This window comes from Streptomyces sp. NRRL WC-3742 (genome assembly GCF_000720635.1).
GTDB lineage: Bacteria > Actinomycetota > Actinomycetes > Streptomycetales > Streptomycetaceae > Kitasatospora.
The window spans coordinates 1-24,589 of record NZ_JOCF01000083.1; the positions used below are offsets into that span (position 1 = coordinate 1).

Here is a 24,589-nt window from a genome sequence, read left to right on the forward strand (position 1 = left end):
TGGCGCGGCCGCGCGTGGCTTCGCCCCGCGCGGCCGCAAAGCCCTGCCCGGGGGTGCTGCGGGCCGGGTGGCTGGTTCGGGTTCCTGCGCTGGTGAGGGGGCCACAGGGTGCTGGCTGGGGTGGGGGTTTGGGTGGGGTGGGAGGGGTTGTGTGGGAAGTCGGTGGGGTCGACTTCCTGTGCTGGTGGCGGTGTGGGTCGGGGTTGTGGCGCGGCCGCAAAGCCCTGCCCGGGATGGGGTGTTGCGGGGTGGGTGGCTGTGTGGAGGTGGAGCAGAGTCGCCCGTCCGAACGAGACGAGATGGGTGCGCCCCCTCGCTCGGGGAGAGCGAGGGGGCGGCAGGGTCAGCGGTTCATCAGGGCGTTGAGGTCGCCGTAGGGGATGGCGTCGGTGAGGGAGGTGTAGGTGCCGGTGGCGGCCAGTTCTGCCGCCGCTCGACGGGCTACCGCGTACGCGGCCTCGGCGACGCCGGAGCCGAGGCTGACGCGGGCGACGCCCAGCTTCGACAGTTCCGGTACGGACGGGGCGCCCGGGCCGGCGAGGATGTTCACCGGGGCGGGGATTCCGGCCGTGAGGGCGGCGATGAGGTCGGGGTCGGTGACGCCGGGGACGAAGATGCCGCTGGCTCCGGCGTCGAGGTAGGCGCGGGCGCGGTCGAGGGTCTCCTGGAGGCGGGTTTCCTCGGGGCCGATGGCGCGGAGGTAGGTGTCCAGGCGGGCGTTGATGAAGAGGGGGACCCCGGCGGCGTCGGCTGCGGAGCGGGCGGCGGCGAGGCGCTCGCACTGGTCGGCGACCGGACGCAGGGCGGGCAGGTTGTCCGGGTGGGCGTCCTCGATGTTGATGCCGACAGCTCCGGCGGCGATCACCCGGGCGACCGTGTCGGCGACCTCGGCGGGGGTGGCGCCGAACCCGCTCTCGATGTCGGCGGTGACCGGGACGGACACGGCGTTCACCACACGGGCGATCAGTGCGACGGCCTGGTCCCGGTCGAGGTGGTCGCCGTCTGCGGCGCCGAGCCCCCAGGCGACACCGGCGCTGGTGGTGGCGATGGCGCGGGCACCCGCTGATTCGACCAGCCGGGCGCTGGCGGCGTCCCAGGCGTTGGCGAGGGCCAGGGGGGTGGTGGGGGTGTGGAGGGCGTGGAACAGGTTGGCACTGTCGTGCTGCGTGGTCATGGTCGGTATTGGATCAGTGGAAGGGGGGTGGTGTCTGGCGGATTTGCGACAGAACCGTTGGGTGGGTGTGGCCGTGCCCCCTCGCTCGGGGAGAGCGAGGGGGCACGGGGGGTGCGGTCAGGCGTGGTGGTCGAGTTGGCTGGCCTTGGCGGCGGCGAGGAGGGTGGTGAAGGCAACGGGGGTGGCGCGGATGATGTGGTCGCCTTCATCGGACTCGCGGAGTTCGACAGCCCCGTCCAGGGCGCGGATCTCCACGCAGTCGCCACCAGAACCGCTGTATGACGACTTCTGCCACTTCGTGCTGGTCATGTTGGGCCTTTCAAAGGTTTCGTGCGATCTTGCGAATCAGGTCACGGGAGTCGCTCTCGTCGAGCGCGACTGATTCCGTGCGCGTGAAGATGGACCGGTAGCTGGCGAGTTCGCTGACTGCATCAATGTGCAGGGACCTTCGCGACGATTCGACCTCGACGGTGTCAAGCTCTGGCACCGCGCCACATGCGTAGGTGACGTTCTCGACCGCACCAGGGAAGGTGTCGATGTCGAATGGCACGACGCGGATTGTCATCCAGGACTGCACGGAGTCTTCAACCAGAGCATCGAGCTGCTGCCGAAGGACTTCGGTGCCTCCAAAGCGAGTCCACAGCGCGGACTCGTAGATGAAGCATGTGATCGGCTTCTGATCACGTCGCAGGTCGGCTTTCCGCTGCATCCTGAACGTGGTTCGGGCCTCCAACTCGTGCCGAGGCAGCGGAGGGAGGATGCGCCCGAAGACGGATGAGGCATAGCTGATGGTCTGGCAAACACCCGGAAGGTGGGGGACGGTCCAGAGGGACAGACTGTTCGAACTCTTCTCCAGCTCGGCGATCTCTAGGAAGGAATCCGAGATGGTGCCCCGGTAATCCTCCCACCAGCCCTTGGAGCGATCCTGGACCATCGCCTCAAGGGCATCGATCAGCGGTTCGTTCATGCACTTGCAGGCAGCGGCGAAGGAGCGGAGGCGCTCTGGGCTCACGCCGACCTTGGCCGCCTCTATCTGGCTGACCTGAGTCCGGTCGATGCCGAGGGCTCTGCTCAGGCTGCTGGTCGACAGGCCAGCAGCCTCGCGCATCTTCCGAAGTTCGGTGCCGATGCGGCGTTGACGGAGCGTCGGGTTGAGTCGCGGCATTGGTTCCTTCCTTGCCCTTATGACCCAAGTCTGCCGCGTGATCGCGGGCGGGGTCCACTTGAGGGTGAACTTCTCGGAACTTCAAATCACATGTGATTTGGTTGCGCTATGGTCGTTGCTACACATCGATCCGATGGATCGTCAACTATGGCTGCCTTCGCGCCACTTCATCGCATCTCGGGAGAAGTCCCATGCGTCACCTCAACACGCCCTCGTTCGCCCTCGCCCGGCAGTCGCTGCACGACACGATGTCCCGCGTCGGCTGGCCCCCGTCCGTCATCTTCGACGCGGAGTTGGCGCTCTGCGAGCTCCTCGCCAACGCCTGGAGGCACGGCGAAACCCCGGCGCCGATCGTCCAGATCATCTCCGTCGACCACCTCCTCCGGGTCTCCGTCTCGGACGAGAGCCCGGTGATTCCGGAGTCGAAGACTCCCGACCTCCTCGCCGAGTCCGGGCGGGGCCTCCAGCTCGTCGAAGGGCTCACCCACCGCTGGGGTGTGGACCCCCAGAAGCGGGGCAAGAGCGTGTGGTTCGAGCTGCGGGCCGCCTCGTGAGTCCCCGGAGCCGCTACCCCATGAGGCCCGGTGACCCCCGCCTGCGCGCCTTCACTGACGACCACGTCCGCTCCCTCCTGAGTGAACTCCACGAGCGGGGCAAGAAGTTCGGCCTCGTCTGGCCCTCCGCCACCACCGACCACACCATCGACGGCTGCGTCCTCGTCTGCTTCAACACCGCCCCCCTCTCCACCCTCCTCAACCTCCTCACCCTCCTCCTCGACGCCGATCGCGAGCACACGTGCGATTCCTGATCACCGTCGCCTTCGCCGTCCTTCTCCTCCTCGCCTTCGCCACTGTCGCCCTGGGCGTCATCACCGCCCTCCGCGCCACCCCGCCTGACGAGGACGCCTGACCGCCAGCCCCCCGCCACCCTGCGTGCCGGGGGCTGCGGCACGATTGTTCCCATGGCACAGCGGCGATACGAGTACGCACCGGCGAACACCCTCCTCGGACTCCTCCAGCGGGGCAGGGGACGGGGCGCGCTGATCGCTGCCGAGGATGCGGGGGCGTCCGCCGAGCTTGTGTACGCGTGCATCCGGTACGAGTGGCGGTGGGACCCGCAGCTCGACGATCGGGCTCTCTATCTGGCGCGCCTGATCCGGGACCTGGAGCTGCCGCTCGGTCCGGTGACCGAGATGCTGGCCGGGGGAAGCGACACCCGGGAGCGGGCTGCCAGGGTGCTGGAGCTGCTGGACGGGCCTCCTCGGCGCGAGCCGAGGCGGGTGGATCCGCGCTCGGAGCAGGACGTCCCCACCTTGATCGCCGAGCTGGAACGGCACTGGGTGGAGCAGCAGTGGCGCGGCCCCGCCGCCCTGGCGCGGGGGCTTGCGCGGTTCGGAGCGGAGGCGGCCGGGGCGGCCTCTCTCCTGCGCCGCTTCTGGCTGTGCACCCCGCATTCGTACGAGCGGGCCGCCTATCTGGAGGCGCTGCTGGCGATGGAGGCCCCTGGGACGGCGGAGGCGGCGGTCGAGTCGCTCTGGGACTGTGAGGCGAGCGCCCGCCTGTTCGGGATCCGGCATGCTCCGGACCGGCCGGACGTGCTTCGCCGGATCGCCTGCCTGCGGGACGACCCGATGGAGGAGCCGGATGTCCGCGAGGCTGCCGCTTCGGTGTTGCGCGGCACCTCCGGGCCCCTATTGTGATCCCGGGCCGATAGGCCGCCAACTGCCTTTGGGGGGCGCATGGGTGAGTGGGACGGGTTCCTGACGGACGACTACGCCGTGGAGGAGACCAGCGCCTCGGTGGCGTACTCCGAGACCGAGGTCGTCGTGGTCGAGACCGAGGTTCTGGCGGTGGAAGAGGTCCACTTCGCGGAGGTCACCGAGGTCGCCGAGGTCACCGAGGTCTCGTTCGAGAGCTACCTCTCGGTGACGGAGACCGGGACCGAGACCGAGACCGCCGCCGGGTCGTACGAGTCCCACACCGACCACACCGCCGATGACGAGGGCGGCTTCTCCCACGACAGCGATCCGGGGCACGACGTCTGGTCCTGATCCGGCGAAGCCTCGAACCCTGGAGGTGCTGTGCCGCCCTCGATCACCCTGGACGCCGAACGCCGGATCGCGGCGTCGCCGGAGCAGGCCCGCGCCGCCGTGGTGGCGGTGCTGCACCGGTCCGGGTTCCAGTTGACTGCTGACCTCGCGACCGTCGTCGAGGCCCAACGCGGTTCCGCCGTGCGCGCGGCGATGATGGTGCCGGACCAGATGCCGGTGCTGGTACGGATGAACGTGCTGCCCGACACCGGCCCGCAGGCCGCCGTGGTGCGGGTGCACTTCTCGGACCGGGCGGTGTCCACCGCGATCGTCGGGGTGCAGGAGCCGTTCCAGCAGGCGTTCCTGTCGACCCTCGGCGCCCTCGACGCGGCGCTCGCCGACCTCGTCCCGGGGACGCCTCCGGGCAGGTTCCCCGCGCCGCGCCTGTGGTCGAAGCAGCCGAGTTCGGACGTCGCGGAGCGCGGCCACGCCGCAGGCCAGCGGATCGTCGAGGGTGCGGTGTCGGCGGCCTCGGCCGCTTCCGGACGGCTCTCGGGCGCGGCGAGGCCCAGTGGGCCGGCGGGCTGGGCGGGCATCACCCACGTGCGGTTCGTCTCGTCGGCCGGGCTGGCGGTGCTCGACATGCCGGCGGTGGGCGCGCTGCTGGCGATCCCCGCGCTGATCGGCTCCGAGCAGGTGGCGGCGGGCCAGGCGCCCTCGCTGCCGGAGGCGCTCAGGGCGAAGGTGTTCGAACTCGCCGCGCTGATCGAGACCACGCTCTCCCAGGCCGCCTACGCCGTCCACACCGTGGATATTCCGGGCGAGCACCGGCTCACCTTCCAGTTCCTGCACCAGCAGGCGGCGATCCGCTCCCAGCTGCCGGTGCGCACGCTGTGCATCTGCCGGGACTGCAAGCACGCCAAGGTCGTCAACCTGGACCTGAAGCGGCTGCAGACGCGGAACCGCCGCATCAAGATGCTGGTGTCTGTGCTCGGCGTGACCGCCGGGCGCGACAACCCCAACCCGTTCCAGGTCTTCAGCACCGTGTTCCGCCAGGCGAAGCTGGAGCCGGACTTCATCTGCACGCGCTGCGAGAGCACCGAGGCGTACGAGCGGCCGGTCACCTTCTGCCCCGGGTGCGGGGACCAGCGCGCGGAGGCGGTGCTCACCACCTGCGGCAAGTGCGGGCACGACTTCCGCAGCCTGGTCCAGGGCGCGCGCATCTGGGACGCCGTCCCGGCGGTACCGCCGATGCCTGCCGCGCCGCCCCCGCCGACGATGCCGCCGATGCCCGCCGCGCCGCCCGCGCTGGCGCCCGTCGACGGGTTCGGCCCGCCGCCCGTCCCGTACGCGGCCGCCCCCGCTCCCGCGCCCGTGCCGCAGCCGGTGCCCGTGCTGCCCCAGCCCTGGTCCGCCCCGCCGCAGGCCAACCCGTACGCCCAGCCCGCGCCCGCAGCCGTCCCTGCGCCTGCCCCCACCCCCGGGCGGCACTGCGCGATCTGCGGCAGCCCGGCCGACGTGCTGTGGAGCGTCCACGTCCCGCGCGACGGGGCCTGGCAGCAACTGGGGGTCTGCGCGAGCACCCCGGCCTGCTCCCCGCCGCCCGGCGCCGCGCCCGTCCGGGTCTGAGAGGGGACACGAAGATGTCCGACGAGATCGACGACTACGACCGCTACGCCCCGCCGGACACCCTCCTCGGCCTGCTCCAGCGCGGCCGGGGCGAGGGTGCGATCAGGGCAGCCGCAGATCCGGCAGGCGCCGCCGACCTCGTCTACGGCTGCGTCCGCCGCGAGTGGCGCTGGGACCGGCAGTCGGACGACCGCGCGCTCTACCACGCCCGTCTGCTCCGGGACCTGGGGCTGCCGCTCGGTCCGGTGATCGAGCTGCTGGCGGCGGAGGAGGACACCAGGGACCGGGCGACCTACGTGCTGGAGCTGCTGGCGGCCGGAGGCTCGGCGGAGGCCCTGGAGGCGCTGCCCGACGGCCTCCCCGAGGAGGAGGAGATCAGACCCCGGCGCCGGTTGACGCGGCCGGACCCGTTCCCGGACCGGGACAGCGCGAGCCTGCTCGATCTGCTGCGTGATCCGCAGTCGCCCGCAGAGGCCAAGGGGAGGGCCCTCTTCGCGCTGTCGCTCCGCCCGCCCGAGCCCGCACTGATCCCGTTGGTGCCGGGCCTCGGTACCGCCGACGACACGTTCCACCTGCCGTACCTGAGCCGGGCGGTCGGGCCGCTGGCCGAGCGGGCCGTCCCCGCCGCCCGGGTATGGGCGGCCTCGGAGCGGGGTTGGCTCGCCTGGCTGGGGCTCGGCGTGCTGGCCGATCACGGTGACGGGAGTGACGTGCCGAGGCTGATCGCGGGCCTGGAGCAGGACTGGGCGGACCGGGCCTGGTGCGGCTCGGAAAGGGTCGCGTTCGGCCTGGCGCGCTTCGGGCCGGCCGCGGTGGACGCCGTTCCGGTGCTGCGCCGCTTCTGGCTCTGCTCCCCGCACTCGTACGAGCGGACGGCGTACCTGGAGGCGTTGGGGGCGATCGGGGCCCCGGGCGCGGCCGAGGCGTACGTCGAGTCCCTCTGGGACTGCGAGGTCGCTACCCGCCTGCTCGGGATCGCGAACGCCCCCGACCGGCCTCACGTACGGGAGCGGCTGGCCTACCTCCGGGACGACCCGATGGAGGAACCGGACGTCCGCGAGGCCGCCGCCGAGCGACTCGGGGCGGGCCGAGGAGGTTAGAGTGGGCGCGTGAACGTGTGAGTGATGGCCCGGACCCCATGAGGCGGTCTGGGCCACACTTGTTTCCAGGCATTCCGCCCTGTGACCTGCGCGTTCGCCGGCCCGCCCGATCAGTACCAGAGTCTCCGGAGGCCCGCCTTGAGCGATCAGCCGTTCGCGCACCTGCACGTCCACACCGAGTACTCGATGCTGGACGGTGCCGCCCGGCTGAAGCAGATGTTCAAGGAGGTCGAGCGCCTCGGGCAGACGCACGTGGCGATGACCGACCACGGCAACATGTACGGCGCCGCCGAGTTCCACCGGCAGGCCACCGACGCGGGGATCACCCCTGTCATCGGCATCGAGGCGTACGTCGCGCCGGAGTCGCGCTCCAACACCAAGCGCATCCTGTGGGGCCAGCCGCACCAGAAGCGGGACGACGTCTCCGCCTCGGGCGCGTACACCCACAAGACGATCTGGGCCCGGAACAAGGAGGGCCTGCACAACCTGTTCAAGCTGACCTCGCGCTCGTACGCGGAGGGCTGGCTGGTGAAGTGGCCGCGCATGGACAAGGAGCTGATCTCCGAGCTGTCCGGCGGCCTGATGGCGACCACCGGCTGCCCGTCCGGCGAGGTGCAGACGCGCCTGCGGCTGGGGCAGTTCGACGAGGCGCTGAAGTCGGCCGCCGACTACCAGGACATCTTCGGCCGGGAGAATTACTTCCTGGAGCTGATGGACCACGGCCTGGACATCGAGAAGCGGGTCCGCGACGGGCTGCTGGAGATCAGCAGGAAGCTGAGCATCCCGCCGGTGGTCACCAACGACTCGCACTACACCACCGAGGCGGACGCGGGCGCCCACGACCTGCTGCTGTGCGTGCAGACCGGCAAGAACCTCTCCGACCCGGACCGCTTCCGGTTCGACGGCACCGGCTACTACATCAAGTCGGCCGCCGAGATGTACGCGCTGGACTCCTCGGACGCCTGGCAGGAGGGCTGCCGCAACAGCCAGCTGCTGGTGGCCTCGCGGGTCGACACCGAGGGCATGTTCAAGTTCAGGAACCTGATGCCCCGCTTCCCGATCCCGGAGGGCTTCGAGTCCGAGGCGGAGTTCTTCAGGTCCAAGGTCTGGGAGGGCATGGACTGGCGCTTCCCGGGCGGGTACGACGAGGAGCACAGGAAGCTCGCCGAGTACGAGATGGACACCATCATCCAGATGGGGTTCCCGGCGTACTTCCTCGTGGTCGCCGACTTCATCATGTGGGCCAAGGGCCAGGGCATCGCGGTGGGCCCGGGCCGTGGTTCGGCGGCGGGTTCGCTGGTCGCGTACGCGATGGGCATCACCGACCTCGACCCGATCCCGCACGGGCTGATCTTCGAGCGCTTCCTCAACCCCGAGCGCATCTCCATGCCCGATGTCGACATCGACTTCGACGAGCGCCGGCGCGGTGACGTGATCCGCTACGTGACGGAGAAGTGGGGCTCCGACAAGGTCGCCATGATCGTCACGTACGGCACCATCAAGGCGAAGGCCGCCATCAAGGACTCCTCGCGCGTCCTCGGCTACCCGTACGCGATGGGCGACCGCATCACCAAGGCGATGCCGCCGGACGTGATGGGCAAGGGCATCCCGCTCTCCGGGATCACGGACCCCTCCCACCCGCGCTACAGCGAGGCGGGCGAGATCCGGGGGCTGTACGAGAACGATCCGGACGTCCGGAAGGTCATCGACACCGCGCGCGGCATCGAGGGCCTGATCCGCCAGCCCGGTGTGCACGCGGCCGGTGTGATCATGTCCGCCGAGCCGCTGACCGACCACATCCCGGTCTGGACCCGGCACACCGACGGTGTGACCATCACGCAGTTCGACTATCCGACTTGTGAGGGCCTCGGCCTCCTCAAGATGGACTTCCTCGGCCTGCGCAACCTGACGATCATGGACGACGCCGTCAAGGCGATCGAGAGGAACAAGGGCGAGAAGATCGAGCTGCTCAAGCTGCCGCTCGACGACAAGCCCACCTACGAACTCCTCGCCCGCGGCGACACCCTCGGCGTCTTCCAGCTCGACGGCGGCCCCATGCGCTCGCTGCTGCGGCTGATGAAGCCCGACAACTTCGAGGACATCTCCGCCGTCCTCGCGCTGTACCGGCCGGGCCCGATGGGCGTCAACTCCCATACGAACTACGCCCTTCGCAAGAACGGCCAGCAGGAGATCACCCCGATCCACCCCGAGCTGGAGAAGCCCCTGGAGGAGGTGCTCCGGCCCACCTACGGCCTGATCGTCTACCAGGAGCAGGTGCAGAAGGCCGCGCAGATCCTCGCCGGCTACTCGCTCGGCCAGGCCGACCTGCTGCGCCGCGCCATGGGCAAGAAGAAGAAGGAGATCCTGGAGGCGGAGTTCGTCCCCTTCCGGAAGGGCTGCCGCGAGCGCGGGTACTCGGACGCGGCGATCCAGGCCGTGTGGGACGTGCTCGTGCCCTTCTCCGGCTACGCGTTCAACAAGGCGCACACCGCCGGGTACGGGCTGGTCTCGTACTGGACGGCGTACCTCAAGGCCAACTACCCGGCCGAGTACATGTCGGGCCTGCTGACCTCGGTCAAGGACGACAAGGACAAGTCGGCGGTCTACCTCAACGAGTGCCGCAAGATGGGCATCCAGGTGCTGCCGCCGGACGTCAACGAGTCGGACTCGGACTTCACCCCGCACGGTGACACCACCATTCGCTTCGGGTTGACGGCCATCCGCAACGTCGGCGGCCCGGTCGTCGAGTCGATGATCCGGACCCGAAAGACGAAGGGGAAGTTCTCCTCCTTCCCCGACTTCCTGGACAAGGTGGAGTCGGTGGTCTGCAACAAGCGGACCGTCGAATCCCTCATCAAGGCCGGGTCGTTCGACTCCCTCGGCCACACCCGCAAGGGCCTCAGCGCGCAGTTCGAGCCGATGATCGACAACGTCGTCGGCGTGAAGCGCAAGGAGGCCGAGGGGCAGTTCGACCTCTTCGGCGGCGACACCACCGAGGACGAGCCGAGCTTCGGACTGGACGTGGTCTTCTCCGAGGAGGAGTGGGAGAAGTCCTTCCTGCTCACCCAGGAGCGGGAGATGCTCGGCCTGTACGTCTCCTCGCACCCGCTGCACGGCATCGAGCACGTGCTCGCCGACAAGGCGGACTGCGCCGTCGCCGACCTCGCGGACCGGCCGGACGGGACGATCGTCACCATCGGCGGCATCATCTCGGGCCTCCAGCGCAAGATGACCAAGCAGGGCAACGCCTGGGCCATCGCCACGGTGGAGGACCTGGCCGGCTCCATCGACTGCATGTTCTTCCCGGCGAGCTACCAGCTGGTGTCCTCCCAACTGGTCGAGGACGCCGTGGTCTTCGTACGCGGCAAGCTCGACAAGCGCGAGGACGTGCCGCGGCTGATGGGCATGGAGCTGTCCGCCCCCGACCTGTCGAACGCGCACGCCGAGGCGCCGATCGTCATCAACATCCCCACCGGGAAGGTCACCCCGCCGCTGGTGGCCCGGCTCGGCGAGGTGCTGGGCAGCCACAAGGGGTCGACGGAGGTGCGGCTGCGGCTGGAGGGCCGCACCAAGACGACGGTGCTGCGGCTGGACCGGCACCGGGTGAAGTCGGACCCGGCGCTGTTCGGGGACCTCAAGCAGCTGCTGGGGCCGAGCTGCCTGGCGAACTCGGGGAACTGAACCCTCCGCGGCAGGCTTCAGGCCCCGTCGCTGGTCAGGCCCGGGGGCACCGAGGTGTGCAGGGCCGAGACGAAGGCCGAGACGGCCGGGTGGCTGCCCGCGCCCGCGCGGAAGGCGGCGCGGGTGCGGCGGTACATCGGCAGGCGGGTGAGGACGACGCCGGGCGGCTGCTGCATCGTGCCCAGGTGGGGGACGAGGGCGACGCCCTGGCCCGCGCCGACCAGGGCCAGCACGGTGGTGAAGTCGTCGATCTGGTGGCGCACGCGCGGGGCGAAGCCCGCCGCCTCGCAGGCGCGCACGGCCACGGTGTGGCAGAGCGTGCCGGGCGGGGACAGGATCCACGGCGCGGAGCGCTGCTCGGCGACCGTCCCCGGGGCGCGGGCGGCCAGGTACATGGGCTCGGTGAAGACGGGCCTGGTCACCGCCAGGCCCGGCTCCGGGTCGGCGGGGACGAGGTCGTACTCGTGGACCAGCGCCACGTCCAGCTCGCCCGCGCGCAGCGCCGCACCGACGCCCGCCGGGTCGACCTCGGTGACCATCGGCTCCAGGGCGGGGTGCCAGGCGGCTAGGTGGCCGAGCACCCCGGGGATGATCGCCCGGGCCGCCGAGGGGTAGGTGCCGATCCGCAGCGGACCGGCCAACCCCTGCTTGGCGTGGGCGAGTTCGGCCCCCGCCTGTTCCAGCAGGGCGAGCACCGACTCGGCGTGCCGGACGAGCCCGACCGCCGCCGGGGTGAGCGTCACCCGCCGGCCGGTGCGCTCCAGCAGGGGGACGCCGGCCTCCTTCTCCAGGACGGACAGTTGCTGGGACACCGCCGAAGGGCTGAAGGACAGCGCCTCGGCGACGGCGGCGATGGTGCCGAGGTGGGCCAGTTCGCGCAGCAGGCGCAGGCGTCGGACGTCGAGCATCGGCTCAGCTTACGAGAACCGTCGGAAACATGAACTGGACCCGGGCGATCGGCTGCCCCGAGGATCGTGGTCATGGACCTCAACGGCATCTACGTCCCCCTGATCACCCCCTTCGCCGAGGACGGCACCGTCTGCCTCGACTCGCTCCGGAAGCTGGCCGGCGAACTGCTGGAGGCCGGCGCCACCGGGCTCGTCGCGCTCGGCACCACCGGTGAGCCCGCCGCCCTGACCGCCGACGAGCGCCACGCCGTGATCGACGTCACCGCCGATGCCTGCGCCGCGTTCGGGGCCCAGCTGATCGTCGGCGCGAGCGGCGGCGGCACCCGCGCCACCGCCGAGGCGCTGGCCGCGCTCGGCGCCCGCACCCCGCAGGCCGCCGCCGCGCTGGTGACCACCCCGGCGTTCGTCCGCCCCGGTGAGGCGGGCACCGTCGCCCACTTCCGGGAGCTGGCCGCGGGCAGCCCGCTGCCGCTGATCGTCTACCACATCCCGTACCGCACCGGGCAGCAGCTCTCCACCGCCGCCCTGCGCGAACTCGCCGCCATCGACGGGGTGGTGGGCGTCAAGTACGCCACCGGGGGCCTCGACCGGACGGCGGCCGAACTGCTCGCCGACACCCCCGAGGGCTTCGCCGTGCTGACCGGCGAGGACGCCTACCTCGCGCCGATGCTGGCGGTCGGCGCGGCCGGCGGCATCCTGGCCTCCGCGCACCTGGCCACCGCCCGGTTCGTCGAGCTGGACGCCGCCTGGCGGGCCGGGGACGTCGAGCGGGCGCGCGGGCTCGGACACCGGCTCACGGCGCTGGCCCTGGCCGCCTTCGCCGCGCCCAACCCGTCGGTGACCAAGGGCGTGCTGCACGCCCAGGGCCGCATCCCCACCCCGGACGTACGGCTGCCGCTGCTGCCGGCCGGGCGGGCCGAGGTGGACGCGGCGCTGGCGCTCGTGAATGGTCTGGACCACTAGTTCTGCCCGGAAAGGGCCCGGGCGGTTCCGGCCGGGCGTTCACAGCGTGGAATACCAGGTCGCCCCGCCTGGGTGACAAGGCATGATGGGCGGAGGTCGGCTGTAGGCAGCACATTCAGAGGAGAAGTCGGAATGAAGATCGGCATCGTCGGGGCCACCGGCCAGGTCGGCGCAGTGGTCCGCGAGATCCTGGCGGAGCGCAGCTTTCCCGTGGAGCAGCTGCGCCTGTTCGCCTCGGCCCGCTCCGCCGGGCGCACCCTGCCCTGGCAGGACACCGAGGTCACCGTCGAGGACGCGGCCACGGCCGACTACAGCGGCCTGGACATCGTGATCTTCTCCGCGGGCGGCTCCACCTCCAAGGCCCTCGCCCCCAAGGTCGCCGCGGCCGGCGCCGTCGTCATCGACAACTCCTCCGCCTGGCGCCGCGACCCCGAGGTGCCGCTGGTCGTCTCCGAGGTCAACCCCGAGGCCATCGCCGACCGGCCCAAGGGCATCATCGCCAACCCCAACTGCACCACCATGGCGGCCATGCCCGTGCTGCGCCCGCTGCACGAGGAGGCCGGCCTCGCCGCGCTCGTCGTCTCCACCTACCAGGCCGTCTCCGGCAGCGGCGTGGCCGGCGTCGCCGAACTGGCGGGCCAGGCCGCCAAGGTCGTGGACGGCGCCGCCGCCCTCGCCCACGACGGCGGGGCCGTCGAATTCCCCGAGCCCCAGGTCTACAAGCGCCCCATCGCCTTCAACGTGCTGCCGCTCGCCGGCTCCATCGTCGAGGACGGCTCCAACGAGACCGACGAGGAGCAGAAGCTCCGCCACGAGAGCCGCAAGATCCTCGGCATCCCCGAGCTGAAGGTGGCCGGCACCTGCGTGCGCGTGCCCGTCTTCTCCGGCCACTCCCTGCAGATCAACGCCCGCTTCGAGCGCCCGATCAGCCCCGAGCGCGCCACCGAGCTGCTCGCCGCCGCCCCCGGCGTCGAACTCTCCGAGATCCCCACCCCCCTCCAGGCCGCCGGCAAGGACCCGAGCTACGTCGGCCGCATCCGCGCCGACGAGACCGTCGAGCACGGCCTGTCGCTGTTCGTCTCCAACGACAACCTGCGCAAGGGCGCCGCCCTCAACGCCGTCCAGCTGGCCGAACTCGTCGCCGCTGAGCTCAACGGCTGACACCCGGACGCGCACAGCGTGACGCGAAGGCGGGCCCCTCGTTCTACCGGGGCCCGCCTTCGCGCGTCTTTGCGACTCGTTGGGGCGGCTGTTGCGGTACCGGGACATCCCCCGAGGTTCGGCGCGCGAACCTTTGGGAAAAGGTGACCCAACGATCGGGCGGCCACGGGGACCCCTCACCCCACACGCCCGATGACCGGGCGACCGCCCACCCCTGACAAGAACCCCCGAGGGCGAGCGGAAAGAAGGTGCGCGGATGGACCGCTGTGTCGTCCTGGTGGATGCCGGATACCTGCTGGGCGCCGCCGCCAGCCTCCTCGCCGGAGACCCCTCCCGGTCCAAGGTCACCGTCAACCACACCGCCCTGATCACCGCCCTGCGCGAACGCGCCGAGGCCGAGACGGGTCTGCCGCTGCTGCGCATCTACTGGTTCGACGCCGCCCCCGACCGGCGCCCGATGCCCGAGCACCGCCGACTGCGCGTGCTGCCCCGCGTGACCGTACGGCTCGGGGCGCTCACCCGGGCCGAAGGGCGCTGGGTGCAGAAGGGCGTGGACGCGGCGATGCACGCCGAGCTGTCCGAACTCGCCCGCAACCGGGCCTGCGCCGACGTCGTGCTGATCACCGGGGACGGGGACCTGCTGCCCGGGATGATGACGGCCAAGGAGCACGGCGTCGCCGTCCACCTGTGGGCCCTCCAGGCCGCCGACGGGGACTTCAACCAGTCCGAGGACCTGGTCGGCGAGGCCGACGAGCGGCGCGTCCTCGACCGGGAGTGGATCGAAGCCTCCTTCTCCCTGCGCGAGACCACCACCGGCTACCCCGCACCGGGCTCGGGCGCCGCCCGGCACGAGATCGCCAAGATCCTCGCCGCGCCGCCCGCCGGGCCGCTGCCCGCTGGGGTGCCGCCCGTCGTCACCCCGGCCGTCGCCGCGGCCGCTGCCGCCGGTTCCGGCGGCGCCGCCTCGCCGGAGGAGCCCGCCGCCGACGGCCGGCCGCAGCCCGCCGCGGCCACCCTGCGGGTCGTGCCGACGCCGAAGGACCTCGCCGGACGGGCCTCCGCCGTCAGCCCCGTCACCCCGATCACGGCGGCCAACGGGCACGGGCACGCCCAGGCTCATGCCGGCGCTCACGCCAACGGGCACGCGAACGGACAGACCAACGGACAGACCAACGGACAGACCAACGGACAGGCCAACGGGCACGCGAACGGGCACGCCGCCGGCGGGCCCGTGCTGCGGTGGTCCTCCGACCGGGGCTGGGTCGACCGGCCCGCCCCCGAGCCGTCCGTCTGCGCCGGGGACGGCCTGCCCACCCTCGCCCAGCTGACCACCGCCGAACAGCGCTGGGCCGACCGCGAGGAGGACATCACCTCCATCGGCGGCGACGCCCACGAGGTCGGGCAGGTCTTCGCCCGGCGCTGGAGCGACCGCCTCGGCGACGTCGAGAAACTCACCGTCCTGTGGCCCGACTACCCCCGCATCCCGCACCGGGTCGACGGCGAGTTGCTCCGCTACGCGGCCCGCTTCGGGCTGCTCGCGCACAAGGACGACCAGATCGACGAACACGACCGCTACGCCATCCGGGCCGGGTTCTGGAAGGAACTGGCCACCCGGGTGCCCGGCGGATCGATGGTCGTCGACGACTGACCCAGTTCGGACCCCTGACCTCGGGTGACCTCGGGGGCCGGTGGCGACCGGGCCCCGTTGTCCGGTTCGCCCGTATGAGCGCGTAGAGTCGTCGGTCGTGAACGAGACGGCCGGGCGAGCACCCCAGGAGACCCCGCCGTGCGTCGTCGTACGCGACCTCGTCCGGACCTACCGCAGCGGCCGCGGCGCCGCCGCCCGCGAGATCCGGGCCAACGACGGGATCAGCCTCACCGTCCGCCAGGGCGAGGTCTTCGGGCTGCTCGGACCCAACGGCGCCGGCAAGTCCACGCTGGTGCGCCAGCTCACCGGGCTGCTGCGCCCCGACTCCGGCACCGTCGAACTGCTCGGCCACGACGTCGTCCGCCACCCCGAACGGGCCGCCCGGCTGCTCGGCTACCTCGGGCAGGAGTCCACGGCGCTCGACGAGCTGACCGTCGCGCTCGCCGCCGAGACCACCGGACGGCTGCGCGGGCTCTCCCGGGCGCAGGCCAGGGCGGCGACGGCCGAGGTGCTGGCCGAGCTCGGGCTGGAGGCGATCGCCTCGCGGCCCCTCGCCAAGCTCTCCGGCGGGCAGCGCCGCCTCGCCTGCTTCGCGGCCGCCCTGGTGGGGGAGCGCCCGCTGCTCGTCCTCGACGAGCCGACCACCGGCATGGACCCGGTGGCGCGCCGCGCCGTCTGGTCGGCCCTCGACCGGCGGCGGGCCGAGCACGGCACGACGGTGATGCTCGTCACCCACAACGTCATCGAGGCCGAGACCGTCCTCGACCGCGTCGCCGTCGTCGACGAGGGCCGGGTCATCGCCTGCGACACCCCGGGCGGGCTCAAGGCGCTGGTCGACGGCGACGTCCGGCTCGACCTGGTCTGGCGCGACGAGGCCCCCCTCGGCGTGCCGGCCGTCGCCGCACTCGCCGACCGGGCCGAGCGCACCGGCCGCCGCTGGACCGTACGCACCACCCCCGAGCAGGCCCGCGAACTGGTCGCCGCCGTCACCACCGGCCCGGCCTTCGCCGCTCTCGACGACTTCACCCTCGCCACCCCGAGCCTCGAGGACGCCTACCTCAAGCTCGGCGGCCGCCACGGAGGACTGGCCAAGTGACCCTGCTCTCGGTGCCGCCACAGGCCGACCGGCGGGCGGCCGCCCCCGCCCCGCTGGCCCCAGCCGCCCGGCTGCTGCCCGCGCTCGCCGCCGTCTACCGGGCGCAGCTGGCGCGGGCGAAGGTGGCGCGGATCCCGCTGCTGTTCGTCGCCACGTTCCAGTCGCTCGGCATCCTGGTGATGATGCGCGGCGTGGTCGACGCCGGGCAGACCTCGGCGGCGCGGTCGGTGGTCGCCGGCTCCAGCGTGCTCGTCGTCGCGTTCGTGGCGCTCAACCTGCTGGCGCAGTACTTCGGGCGGCTGCGGGCCAGCGGCGGACTGGACCACTACGGGACGCTGCCGGTGCCCGCCGCCTCCGTGGTGCTGGGCGCGGCCGCGGCGTACGCCTCCTTCACCCTGCCCGGGACGGTGGTGACGGCGGGGGTGGGCGCGGTCATGTTCGGGCTGCCGCTGGGGCAGCTGTGGGTGCTCCTGGCCGTCGTCCCGCTCGCGGGCGCGGCCCTGGCCGGGCTGGGCGCGGCCTGCGGGCTGCTGGCGCCCCGGCAGGAGATCGCCACCATGCTCGGGCAGCTCGGCATGTCGGCGGCGCTGCTGCTGGGCGTGCTGCCCGTCGACCACCTGCCGCAGCCGGTGCTGTGGCTGCGCGACCTGCTGCCCTCCACGTACGGGGTCGAGGCGTTCGCGCGGACCTTCACGGCCGACCCGGACTGGGCGATGGTCGCGGCGGACCTCGGGGTCTGCGCCGGGGTGGGCGTGGTGTCGCTGGCCCTGGCCACCTGGGCGTACCGGCGGGCCGTCTCGAGCTGAGGGATCTTTGGGAGGGCTCCGCGGCCGTTCCGACGAGCGGCGTGAAACGATGGGGCGTGTGACCGTACCGAACACACCTCCGGATCGCTCCCCCGCCGACGTGCGGGCCGTGCCGGACGCCGCCCCCGACCCGTTCGCGCCGCCGCCGGCGGACCAGGAGGGGGCGACGTCGCCGGTGTCGCCGGTGCCGCCGCACGGGCTCGGGAAGGCCGAGCCGGTGCTCACGCCGGGGGAGCGGCTGCGCGAGGAGCTGCGGATCGGGGCCTCGGCGGTGCTGGTCTGCCTGGTGGTCGGTGTGGCCATGGCCGTGCTGTGGGCCTGGCTTGCGCCCAAGGTGCCGCTGGTCGTGGACGGCGACCGCATCCTCTACGCGGACCCGGAGGGCGAGCAGCGGGCCGGGGCCGACGCCGTGTTCGTGCTGATCGGCCTGGGCGCGGGCCTGCTCACCGCGCTCGGCGCCTTCCTGCTGACCCGCCGCCGGGGCGGCGGGATCTCCGTCGCGGTCGGGCTGGCCGTGGGCGGGCTGCTCGGCTCGCTGGGCGCCTGGCGGCTGGGGCGGTGGCTCGGGCCGAGCAAGGACCTGATCGGGGAGGCCCGCAAGGCGGGCAACGGCGGGCACTTCGACGCGAGCATCGACCTGGGCGCGCTGGGCGCGCTGCTGGTGTGGCCGATGACGGCGATGGTGGTGCTGCTCGCGCTGTCGGCGGCGTTCGGCAAGCGCGAGGAGGACCCGCCGCCGTACTGGGGGACTCCGGCGGGGAGCCTGCCGGAGGACCTGCCAGAGCACCTGCCGGAGGGCGGGAGCGCGCCAAAGGACGGCAAGGCGCTCTGAGGCTCGGTGAGCGGGAGGCGGACGGTTCGGTACGGGCCGTACGTCTCCCGCTCCGTGTTTTCCGGGGCGGGCACTACTTCCGTAGTGCCACTACATCCGTAGTTCCACTGCTCCGGGGGCGTGCGACTACGGCAGTAGTGGCACTACGGAAGTAGTGCCCCGGCGCTCTCAGCGCGCGATGGGCGCCGTGACGGCCTTCGTGAGGGCGATGAGGTCGGCCGGGGCGAGTTCGACCTCCAGGCCCCGGCGCCCGGCCGAGACGTAGACCGTCGGGTGCCCGAGCGCGCCCGCGTCGACGACCGTGCGCAGCGGGCGGCGCTGGCCGAGGGGGGAGATGCCGCCCAGGACGTACCCGCTGCTGCGTTCGGCGGCGGCAGGGTCGGCCATGGCGGCGCGCTTGCCGCCGACGGCCGCGGCCAGCGCCTTCAGGTCGAGCTGCCCGGAGACCGGGACCACGCCGACCGTCAGGGCGCCGTCGACGTCGGCGACCAGGGTCTTGAACACCCGCTCCGGCGCGACGCCGAGGGCCTCGGCCGCCTCGCCGCCGTAGGAGGCGGCGGCCGGGTCGTGCTCGTACGCGTGCACCGTGAACGCGACGGCGGCGCTCTCCAGGGCGACGGTCGCGGGGGTGCCCTGGCCGCCCTTCTTCGTCTTCTTCGCCATGTGGGGTCCTGGGTGGGTCCTGGATGGGTCCTGGATGGGTTCAGCGGCCTCAGTTGGGGCTGAAGGACTGCCGGGTCAGGTCGACGGCCGGCAGCGAGGGCAGCCAGCTGAGGACGGCGGACTCGCGGCGCAGCAGGTCGAGTTCCAGGCGCAGCCGCTGGGCGGTCTCGGGGCAGGCGAGCAGCCGCTGCTTGACCGGGGTCTCGAACACCGAGGCGGCGGCGACCAGGTAGGAGAGCACCTGCGGGTCGTCCGGGAGCTCCTGGCGCCCGACGGTGGTGGCCTCGCGGGCGCCCGCCAGCCGCGTCTGGTACACCCGGAACGCCCGCTCGACCTCGGCCGCGAGGGCTCCGGAGCCGGCGCCGGGCCGTTCCTCGAGCGGCGCGGTCTCGCCGGTCAGGTACGGCCCGGAGGCGTCCACGGAGCGCAGCGCGAAGCGGGTGGTGCCGGTGACCAGCAGCTCGTACCGGCCGTCCGCCTGCTTCTCGGCGGTGGTGACGTCGGCGACGCAGCCGATGTGGAAGAGCGCTTCCAGCGGGTCACCGGTGGTGGTGCCGAGGCCGTCCAGCGGCCCGGCGGGGCCGTCCTCGGGGCGCACCGGGGCGGTCTCGCGGCCGTCCTTGATGGCGACCACGCCGAAGCGGCGCGGCGCGTCCTCGGGCTGTTCGAGCAGGTCGGCGACGAGACGGCGGTAGCGCTCCTCGAAGACGTTCAGGGGCATCACCAGGCCCGGGTAGAGCACGGTGTTCAGCGGGAAGAGCGGCAGCCGTTCTGTCACGGCGGACAGCGTAGTTCCCCGGAGCCCGGGCGTGTCGCACAGGCCCCGGGGGCACGCGAAAGGGCCGGGTCCTAGCCGCGCTGGAGCATCCTGGTGGCGCCGGTGACGAAGGTGGACGCGAGCAGCCAGCCGACCACGACCAGGCCGGCGGAGAGCCACTGGTCGATCCCGCCGGGGTTCCAGGCGCCCTGGTTGAGGTCGACGATCGGCAGCAGCTCGTTGAGGGTGTAGAGCACCGGGTTCCAGTGCGGGCGCTCGTCGGCCTTGAGGGGTTCCAGCGGGTGGGCGTTGAACCAGAGGCTGCCCAGCGCCCAGGCGAGCAGCAGCCACAGGCCCGCCCGGCCGGGGCGGAAGCCGTAGCCGACCGTGACGTCCTGGACGAGGCCCCAGACGCGGGCGGGCAGCGACAGGGTGGAGCGGCGGCGGCGCTGCTTGGCGTACAGCACCTCGCGGGCGTCGTCGTCGGCGCCGTCGCGGCGCAGGGCGGCGGCCAGCTGCTCGTAGGACTCCGGCTGGAACTCCACCGAGGAGCCCTCCAGCCAGGCGATCCGCTCCTGGACGGTGAACATCTCGGCCGGGCGCAGCACCTCGTAGACGAAGCCCGTCAGGCCCAGGTGCCTGCCGCGCGGCCAGGCGGTCGGGGTGTCGACCAGGTCGCCGACGCGGGCGCGGGAGAGGGAGACGGTGCCGGTCGGGCGCTTGCGGCAGGTGAAGCGCAGCTCGGGGGTGTGGATGCGCCGCAGCGACAGCTCGTCGCCCTCCTCCAGGTGGAACTCGCCGGAGATCAGGCAGGCGCCCTCGAAGCGGCTGTCGGAGAGGCGGACCCGGCCGTAGGCGCGGAACGGGGTGATCGGCCCGTCCGGCGGGGCGGTCTCGCCGTAGCCGGAGCCGTAGTAGCTGCGGGAGCCGAACCAGCCGCCGTCCGCGGAGCTGGTGAGGTACACGGTGTGGCCGACGGTGACGCGCACGGCGTTGAGGCAGGTGCGGTTCTGCGGGGCGGCGCGCAGCTGGGCGCCGCGCAGCGAGAGCCGGCCGCCTATCCGGGCGGTGCGGATGCTCAGCTCGCCGTCGACCTCGATGCGTTCGGCCTCGAAGTCCTGGTGGATGGTGATCCCGTCGGCGGAGATCGCCCGGCCGTAGCGGTCGCCGCCGACCTTGGCCAGGTTGAGCAGCAGGTCGGTGCCGATCTTGGCGTCGGTGAGGCGTATGCCCTCGGGGACGCGGGAGCGGGCGAGGTGGAGGTCCCCGGTGGTGGTCAGTCGGGAGGCTTCCAGGCGGGGGATCAGGCAGTCGACCAGGCGCAGGGTGCTGGCCTCGGCCTCGGAGACCAGCAGCTTGTGGTCGAAGCGGCAGCTGTACAGCTCCACGTAGTGGGCTATCCGGCCGCCGGCGAGGTTGAGCGGGCCGGTGACGAGCAGGCCGTTCATCCGCAGCGAGGCGACGCGGCCGGGGACGGCCTCCGGACCGGCCAGCAGCAGGTGGGCGAGGACCTCGGCGCGGACGGTGCGCTCGGGGCCCCAGACGGCGTCGCCGAAGGGGTCGTCGGTGTCCGCGTCGCCGAACCTGCGGTCGAAGACGTTGCCCTGCCGGAACGCCTCCCACAGCTCCCGCTCGGTGTCCGTCCAGTCGTCCGGAACGCTCTGCACTGAGATTCCCCCCGCCCCCTTGTTGTCTCGCCCTTCGTATCACGGACTGAAATGCGGCGACCAGCGGTTCCGGCCACTCCTTACACTGGGTGGCGTGATCTCTCGAATCGACCTCCGCGGCTCGCTCGACGACCCGCGTGACCTGCTGCCCCGTGCCGAGTTCGACGTGGCGGCCGCCCTGGAGAAGGTGCGGCCGATCGCCGAGGACGTACGCCATCGCGGGGTCGCGGCGCTGATCGAGATCACCGAGCGGTTCGACGGGGTGCGGCTGGAGTCCACCCGGGTGCCGGCGGAGCAGCTGGCCGAGGCGCTGGAGACGCTGGACCCGAAGGTGCGGGCCGCCCTGGAGGAGTCGATCCGCCGGGCGCGCGCCGTGCACTCCGACCAGCGCCGCACCGGGCACACCACGCAGGTGGTGCCGGGCGGGACGGTCACCCAGCGGTGGGTGCCCGTCGAGCGGGTCGGCCTGTACGTGCCGGGCGGGCTCGCCGTCTACCCGTCCTCCGTGGTGATGAACGTGGTGCCGGCCCAGGAGGCGGGCGTGCCCGGCATCGCCGTGACCTCGCCGCCGCAGAAGGCCCCTTTTAACAGTGATTGGGGCGGGGGCCGGGTCCACCCCGCGATCCTGGCGGCCTGCGCGCTGCTCGGCGTGGACGAGGTGTACTCCGTCGGCGGCGCCCAGGCCGTGGCGATGTTCGCCCTGGGCACCGAGGAGTGCAAGCCGGTGAACGTGGTCACCGGCCCCGGCAACATCTACGTGGCCGCCGCCAAGCGCTACTTCGCGGGCCGGATCGGCATCGACTCCGAGGCCGGGCCGACGGAGATCGCCGTCCTCGCGGACGACAGCGCGCTGGCCTCCGACGTGGCCGCCGACCTGATCAGCCAGGCCGAGCACGGCCCGACCTCCGGCTCGGTGCTGGTCACCGACTCCCCGGCGCTGGCCGAGGCGGTGGAGGCCGAGCTCGCCGTGCAGGTCGCCCGGACCAAGCACAGTGAGCGCGTCGCCGAGGCGCTGGGCGGCCGGCAGTCCGGCATCATCCTGGTCGACGACCTGGACCAGGGCCTCGCCGTCGTCAACGCGTACGCGGCCGAGCACCTGGAGATCCAGACCCGCGACCCGCACGCCGTGGCCGCCCGGGTGGTCAACGCCGGCGCGATCTTCATCGGCCGCTGGACGCCCGTCTCGCTGGGCGACTACGCGGCCGGCTCCAACCACGTGCTGCCCACCGGCGGCTGCGCCTGCCACTCCTCCGGGCTGTCGGTGCAGACCTACCTGCGCAGCGTGCAGGTCGTCGAGTACGACCGCGAGGCGCTGGCGGACGTCGCCGCGCACGTGGTCAACCTGGCCAACGCCGAGGACCTGCCCGGGCACGGGGACGCCATCAAGGCCCGCTTCGATTGGACGGTTCCCGGCTCGTGAGTACCGAGACGCGTAAGACCCGCATCGACGACCTCCCCATCCGGGACGAGCTGCGGGGCCAGTCCCCGTACGGCGCACCGCAGTTGGACGTGCCCGTGCAGCTCAACACCAACGAGAACCCCTACCCGCTGCCCGAGGAGCTCGTCGCCCGCATCGCCGAGCGCGTCGCCGAGGCCGCCCGGGGGCTCAACCGCTACCCCGACCGGGACGCGGTCGAGCTGCGCGAGGGCCTCGCCGCGTACCTGACCCGCACCACCGGCTTCGCCGTCGCCCGCGAGCAGGTCTGGGCCGCCAACGGCTCCAACGAGGTCCTGCAGCAGCTGCTCCAGACCTTCGGCGGGCCCGGCCGCAGCGCGCTCGGCTTCGAGCCCTCGTACTCGATGCACGCGCTGATCTCCCGGGGCACCGGCACCGAGTGGATCTCCGGGCCGCGCAACGAGGACTTCACGATCGACGTGGAGGCCGCCGAGGCGGCGATCGCCGAGCGGAAGCCCGATGTGGTGTTCATCTGCTCGCCGAACAATCCGACCGGCACGGCCGTCGAGGCGGAGACCGTCCTGCGGCTGTACGAGGCGGCGCAGGCCGCCCGGCCCAGCCTGGTCGTCGTCGACGAGGCGTACGTCGAGTTCTCGCACCGCGCCTCGCTGCTGCCGCTGATCGAGGGCCGCCCCAACCTGGTCGTCAGCCGCACCATGTCCAAGGCGTTCGGCGCCGCCGGGCTGCGCCTGGGCTACCTCGCCGCCGACGCCGCCGTGGTGGACGCCGTCCAGCTGGTGCGCCTGCCGTACCACCTGTCCGCCGTCACCCAGGCCACCGCGCTGGCCTGCCTGGAGCACACCGACACCCTCCTCGGGTACGTCGGCCGGCTCAAGGAGGAGCGCGACCGGCTGGTGGACGCGCTGCGGGGGATGGGCCTGGAGGTCACCGACTCGGACGCCAACTTCGTCCAGTTCGGCCGCTTCACCGACACCCACGCCGTCTGGCAGGCGATCCTCGACCAGGGCGTCCTCGTCCGGGACAACGGCGTCCCCGGGTGGCTGCGCGTCACCGCGGGCACGCCCGCCGAGAACGACGCCTTCCTGGACGCCGTCCGCAATGCGATCAAGGAGCTGTAACCCCGTATGTCCCCCCTGTCACGCATCGGACGCGTCGAGCGCACCACCAAGGAGACCTCCGTCCTCGTCGAGATCAACCTCGACGGCACCGGCCGGACCGACATCTCCACCGGCGTCGGCTTCTACGACCACATGCTCGACCAGCTCGGCCGCCACGGTCTGTTCGACCTCACCGTCAAGACCGACGGCGACCTGCACATCGACACCCACCACACCATCGAGGACACCGCCCTCGCCCTCGGCGCCGCCTTCAAGCAGGCCCTCGGTGACAAGGTCGGCATCTACCGCTTCGGCAACTGCACGGTGCCGCTGGACGAGTCCCTCGCCCAGGTCACCGTCGACCTCTCCGGCCGCCCGTACCTGGTGCACACCGAGCCCGAGGGCATCGCCCCGATGATCGGCTCGTACGACACCACGATGACCCGGCACATCCTGGAGTCCTTCGTCGCCCAGGCGCAGATCGCCCTGCACGTCCACGTGCCCTACGGACGCAACGCGCACCACATCGTCGAGTGCCAGTTCAAGGCGCTCGCCCGGGCGCTGCGCTACGCCGCCGAACGCGACCCCCGCGCGGCCGGCATCCTCCCCTCGACCAAGGGTGCGCTGTGAACAACACCGCGATGATCCTCATCTTCGTCGGCCTCTTCCTGGCCGGCGGGGTGATCTCCTTCTGGAAGCAGAAGATCCCCAAGGGGGTCATCCTGGTACTCGCCTTCGGCTCCGCGATGTGCCTGGCCTCGGGCCTGCTGCGCCTGTAGCGCCGGCCGTGGCCCTG

The 24,589-nt window shown here is 72.3% G+C and carries 24 protein-coding genes; 17 read left to right on the forward strand and 7 right to left on the reverse strand.

Translation table 11 applies throughout. The annotated features are described in order from the left end of the window. Nucleotides 1-343 precede the first annotated feature (343 nt). From IH61_RS0134115 to IH61_RS0134125, 3 genes are all read right to left on the reverse strand, one after another. A complete protein-coding gene (locus IH61_RS0134115; protein WP_031077113.1) occupies nucleotides 344-1,174 on the reverse strand; it encodes an isocitrate lyase/PEP mutase family protein in 831 nt (276 codons plus the stop codon). Nucleotides 1,175-1,291: 117 nt separating this feature from the next. Beyond that, on the reverse strand, nucleotides 1,292-1,483 hold the full coding sequence (locus tag IH61_RS0134120) for a DUF397 domain-containing protein (protein ID WP_031077115.1): 192 nt from the start codon (nucleotides 1,481-1,483) through the stop codon (nucleotides 1,292-1,294). A gap of 10 nt (nucleotides 1,484-1,493) precedes the next feature. Beyond that, entirely contained in the window at nucleotides 1,494-2,339 is an 846-nt protein-coding gene (locus tag IH61_RS0134125; protein ID WP_031077116.1) for a helix-turn-helix domain-containing protein, read from the reverse strand. 191 nt (nucleotides 2,340-2,530) lie between these two features. Here IH61_RS0134125 and IH61_RS0134130 point away from each other — a divergent pair, with 191 nt between their 5' ends. From IH61_RS0134130 to dnaE, 7 genes are all read left to right on the forward strand, one after another. After that, complete coding sequence (locus IH61_RS0134130) at nucleotides 2,531-2,893, forward strand: ATP-binding protein (protein WP_051838533.1); 363 nt, start codon at nucleotides 2,531-2,533, stop codon at nucleotides 2,891-2,893. Nucleotides 2,894-2,913: 20 nt separating this feature from the next. Continuing rightward, complete coding sequence (locus tag IH61_RS0134135) at nucleotides 2,914-3,147, forward strand: hypothetical protein (RefSeq protein WP_031077119.1); 234 nt, start codon at nucleotides 2,914-2,916, stop codon at nucleotides 3,145-3,147. A 153-nt stretch (nucleotides 3,148-3,300) separates the two neighbouring features. Continuing rightward, nucleotides 3,301-4,038: a hypothetical protein gene (locus tag IH61_RS0134145; RefSeq protein ID WP_031077120.1), complete on the forward strand. Its 738-nt coding sequence runs from the start codon at nucleotides 3,301-3,303 to the stop codon at nucleotides 4,036-4,038. Nucleotides 4,039-4,077: 39 nt separating this feature from the next. Then, a complete protein-coding gene (locus IH61_RS0134150) occupies nucleotides 4,078-4,389 on the forward strand; it encodes a hypothetical protein (protein ID WP_031077123.1) in 312 nt (103 codons plus the stop codon). 30 nt (nucleotides 4,390-4,419) lie between these two features. Beyond that, entirely contained in the window at nucleotides 4,420-5,997 is a 1,578-nt protein-coding gene (locus tag IH61_RS43465) for a hypothetical protein (RefSeq protein WP_031077125.1), read from the forward strand. Between the two features lie 14 nt (nucleotides 5,998-6,011). Continuing rightward, complete coding sequence (locus tag IH61_RS0134160) at nucleotides 6,012-7,097, forward strand: hypothetical protein (RefSeq protein ID WP_031077127.1); 1,086 nt, start codon at nucleotides 6,012-6,014, stop codon at nucleotides 7,095-7,097. A 138-nt stretch (nucleotides 7,098-7,235) separates the two neighbouring features. Then, a complete protein-coding gene (gene dnaE, locus IH61_RS0134165; RefSeq protein ID WP_031077129.1) occupies nucleotides 7,236-10,778 on the forward strand; it encodes a DNA polymerase III subunit alpha in 3,543 nt (1,180 codons plus the stop codon). A gap of 17 nt (nucleotides 10,779-10,795) precedes the next feature. Here dnaE and IH61_RS0134170 read toward each other — a convergent pair whose 3' ends face one another. Next, entirely contained in the window at nucleotides 10,796-11,686 is an 891-nt protein-coding gene (locus tag IH61_RS0134170) for a LysR family transcriptional regulator (RefSeq protein ID WP_031077131.1), read from the reverse strand. A 72-nt stretch (nucleotides 11,687-11,758) separates the two neighbouring features. Between IH61_RS0134170 and IH61_RS0134175 the strand changes: the two genes are divergently transcribed. From IH61_RS0134175 to IH61_RS0134200, 6 genes are all read left to right on the forward strand, one after another. Beyond that, nucleotides 11,759-12,649: a dihydrodipicolinate synthase family protein gene (locus IH61_RS0134175; RefSeq protein ID WP_031077133.1), complete on the forward strand. Its 891-nt coding sequence runs from the start codon at nucleotides 11,759-11,761 to the stop codon at nucleotides 12,647-12,649. A 132-nt stretch (nucleotides 12,650-12,781) separates the two neighbouring features. Continuing rightward, nucleotides 12,782-13,810 (forward strand): aspartate-semialdehyde dehydrogenase, encoded by a 1,029-nt coding sequence (locus IH61_RS0134180; RefSeq protein WP_031077134.1) that lies wholly within the window; start codon nucleotides 12,782-12,784, stop codon nucleotides 13,808-13,810. Nucleotides 13,811-14,066: 256 nt separating this feature from the next. After that, nucleotides 14,067-15,458 carry an NYN domain-containing protein gene (locus tag IH61_RS0134185; protein WP_037973735.1) on the forward strand — a complete coding sequence of 464 codons (1,392 nt, stop codon included), beginning with the start codon at nucleotides 14,067-14,069 and terminating at the stop codon, nucleotides 15,456-15,458. 97 nt (nucleotides 15,459-15,555) lie between these two features. Beyond that, nucleotides 15,556-16,554 carry an ABC transporter ATP-binding protein gene (locus IH61_RS0134190; RefSeq protein ID WP_031077138.1) on the forward strand — a complete coding sequence of 333 codons (999 nt, stop codon included), beginning with the start codon at nucleotides 15,556-15,558 and terminating at the stop codon, nucleotides 16,552-16,554. Then, a complete protein-coding gene (locus IH61_RS0134195) occupies nucleotides 16,551-17,360 on the forward strand; it encodes an ABC transporter permease (RefSeq protein WP_051838534.1) in 810 nt (269 codons plus the stop codon). The genes IH61_RS0134190 and IH61_RS0134195 overlap by 4 nt, the downstream gene beginning before the upstream one ends. Before the next feature lie 58 nt (nucleotides 17,361-17,418). Further along, complete coding sequence (locus IH61_RS0134200; protein WP_158845598.1) at nucleotides 17,419-18,192, forward strand: hypothetical protein; 774 nt, start codon at nucleotides 17,419-17,421, stop codon at nucleotides 18,190-18,192. A gap of 168 nt (nucleotides 18,193-18,360) precedes the next feature. On the opposite strand, the gene ybaK is transcribed toward IH61_RS0134200, so the two are convergent. The 3 genes from ybaK to IH61_RS0134215 form a co-directional block, all read right to left on the reverse strand. Continuing rightward, a complete protein-coding gene (ybaK, locus tag IH61_RS0134205) occupies nucleotides 18,361-18,855 on the reverse strand; it encodes a Cys-tRNA(Pro) deacylase (RefSeq protein ID WP_031077143.1) in 495 nt (164 codons plus the stop codon). Between the two features lie 49 nt (nucleotides 18,856-18,904). Beyond that, nucleotides 18,905-19,633, reverse strand: coding sequence for an LON peptidase substrate-binding domain-containing protein (locus IH61_RS0134210; RefSeq protein ID WP_031077146.1), 729 nt, complete (start codon nucleotides 19,631-19,633; stop codon nucleotides 18,905-18,907). A gap of 71 nt (nucleotides 19,634-19,704) precedes the next feature. Further along, entirely contained in the window at nucleotides 19,705-21,279 is a 1,575-nt protein-coding gene (locus IH61_RS0134215; RefSeq protein ID WP_031077148.1) for a hypothetical protein, read from the reverse strand. Between the two features lie 94 nt (nucleotides 21,280-21,373). Between IH61_RS0134215 and hisD the strand changes: the two genes are divergently transcribed. Genes hisD through IH61_RS47965 form a run of 4 tightly spaced genes read left to right on the forward strand, consistent with a single transcriptional unit; the run spans nucleotide 21,374 to nucleotide 24,572 of the window. Beyond that, nucleotides 21,374-22,699 (forward strand): histidinol dehydrogenase, encoded by a 1,326-nt coding sequence (hisD, locus tag IH61_RS0134220; protein WP_031077149.1) that lies wholly within the window; start codon nucleotides 21,374-21,376, stop codon nucleotides 22,697-22,699. Continuing rightward, complete coding sequence (locus tag IH61_RS0134225) at nucleotides 22,696-23,814, forward strand: histidinol-phosphate transaminase (protein WP_031077151.1); 1,119 nt, start codon at nucleotides 22,696-22,698, stop codon at nucleotides 23,812-23,814. Before hisD ends, IH61_RS0134225 begins: the two co-directional genes overlap by 4 nt. Nucleotides 23,815-23,829: 15 nt before the next feature. Then, nucleotides 23,830-24,423, forward strand: a complete 594-nt coding sequence (gene hisB, locus IH61_RS0134230; protein ID WP_031077152.1) for an imidazoleglycerol-phosphate dehydratase HisB — start codon at nucleotides 23,830-23,832, stop codon at nucleotides 24,421-24,423. Then, a complete protein-coding gene (locus IH61_RS47965) occupies nucleotides 24,420-24,572 on the forward strand; it encodes a hypothetical protein (protein ID WP_031077155.1) in 153 nt (50 codons plus the stop codon). The genes hisB and IH61_RS47965 overlap by 4 nt, the downstream gene beginning before the upstream one ends. Nucleotides 24,573-24,589: the final 17 nt, after the last annotated feature.

Bases quoted from the DNA above. Each gene is read 5' to 3' on its own strand.
- IH61_RS0134120 (WP_031077115.1), bottom strand. From the start codon at position 1,483: ATGACCAGCACGAAGTGGCAGAAGTCGTCATACAGCGGTTCTGGTGGC.
- ybaK (WP_031077143.1), bottom strand. From the start codon at position 18,855: ATGGCGAAGAAGACGAAGAAGGGCGGCCAGGGCACCCCCGCGACCGTC.
- IH61_RS0134185 (WP_037973735.1), top strand. From the start codon at position 14,067: ATGGACCGCTGTGTCGTCCTGGTGGATGCCGGATACCTGCTGGGCGCC.
- IH61_RS0134125 (WP_031077116.1), bottom strand. From the start codon at position 2,339: ATGCCGCGACTCAACCCGACGCTCCGTCAACGCCGCATCGGCACCGAA.
- IH61_RS0134115 (WP_031077113.1), bottom strand. From the start codon at position 1,174: ATGACCACGCAGCACGACAGTGCCAACCTGTTCCACGCCCTCCACACC.
- IH61_RS0134145 (WP_031077120.1), top strand. From the start codon at position 3,301: ATGGCACAGCGGCGATACGAGTACGCACCGGCGAACACCCTCCTCGGA.
- IH61_RS0134170 (WP_031077131.1), bottom strand. From the start codon at position 11,686: ATGCTCGACGTCCGACGCCTGCGCCTGCTGCGCGAACTGGCCCACCTC.
- IH61_RS0134160 (WP_031077127.1), top strand. From the start codon at position 6,012: ATGTCCGACGAGATCGACGACTACGACCGCTACGCCCCGCCGGACACC.
- IH61_RS0134150 (WP_031077123.1), top strand. From the start codon at position 4,078: ATGGGTGAGTGGGACGGGTTCCTGACGGACGACTACGCCGTGGAGGAG.
- IH61_RS0134180 (WP_031077134.1), top strand. From the start codon at position 12,782: ATGAAGATCGGCATCGTCGGGGCCACCGGCCAGGTCGGCGCAGTGGTC.
- IH61_RS0134135 (WP_031077119.1), top strand. From the start codon at position 2,914: ATGAGGCCCGGTGACCCCCGCCTGCGCGCCTTCACTGACGACCACGTC.
- IH61_RS0134175 (WP_031077133.1), top strand. From the start codon at position 11,759: ATGGACCTCAACGGCATCTACGTCCCCCTGATCACCCCCTTCGCCGAG.
- IH61_RS0134130 (WP_051838533.1), top strand. From the start codon at position 2,531: ATGCGTCACCTCAACACGCCCTCGTTCGCCCTCGCCCGGCAGTCGCTG.